Here is a 680-nt window from a genome sequence, read left to right as displayed (position 1 = left end):
TCGAACTGGCAGTTTTTTTTCTCATTGCAGGCGAGGATGTGACTCCTGCTTCACGAAGCCATCCGTTTAGCTTTTCAGATAATATTCGGTCAAGCGTTCCAACGTTTGCCCTTTTTTTAACCAATGCCAGCGCAGTTTCAGTTCTATCCATAAGGACAGCATTACCAAGAGGCGTCATGCCCTTGCTATCTTTAGCCTCAAGTACAGCTCCGTGCTCAATAAGCGATATAACGGCTTGGTTATGTCCTGCGCGGGCAGCAATGTGGAGCATTGTATCACCACTATTAGCCTTCACTTCATGATCTGCATGATATTCAATGAGTAGCTCAATGTATTTGGCTTGATTGGTTAACACGGCTGTATGCATTGGAGTGTACCCCTTCCTATTTTGCGCATTAGGGTTCGCGTTATTTTCAAGCAGAATCCTGCCTGTTTCAATTTGTCCGGGAACGGAAGCATAATGAAGTGGCGTGTTACCGCCGTTATCCATTGCATGAATATCTGCATGATTATCAAGAAGTGCGGTTACCATTACAGCAAGACCAACCCGGGCAGCTATATGAAGCGGTGTAGCGCCATGGTCATCCCGTGCAGTAACATTTACACCCAGTTTAATTAACCTCAAAGCTGCTTTAATTTGACTTGTCATAATTGCATTATGAAGCGGTGTGCAGTGGTTA

General features: G+C 44.9%; 1 protein-coding gene. It reads right to left on the bottom strand.

What is annotated here, in order from left to right; genetic code table 11:
* On the bottom strand, window positions 1–649 hold a 649-nt coding region (locus tag E1189_RS00765), incomplete at its 3' end, for an ankyrin repeat domain-containing protein (protein WP_230459871.1).
* Window positions 650–680: the final 31 nt, after the last annotated feature.

This window comes from Parendozoicomonas verongulae, assembly GCF_009711465.1.
GTDB lineage: Bacteria > Pseudomonadota > Gammaproteobacteria > Pseudomonadales > Endozoicomonadaceae > Sansalvadorimonas > Sansalvadorimonas verongulae.
This window is presented reverse-complemented; position numbering and strand designations above follow the sequence as displayed.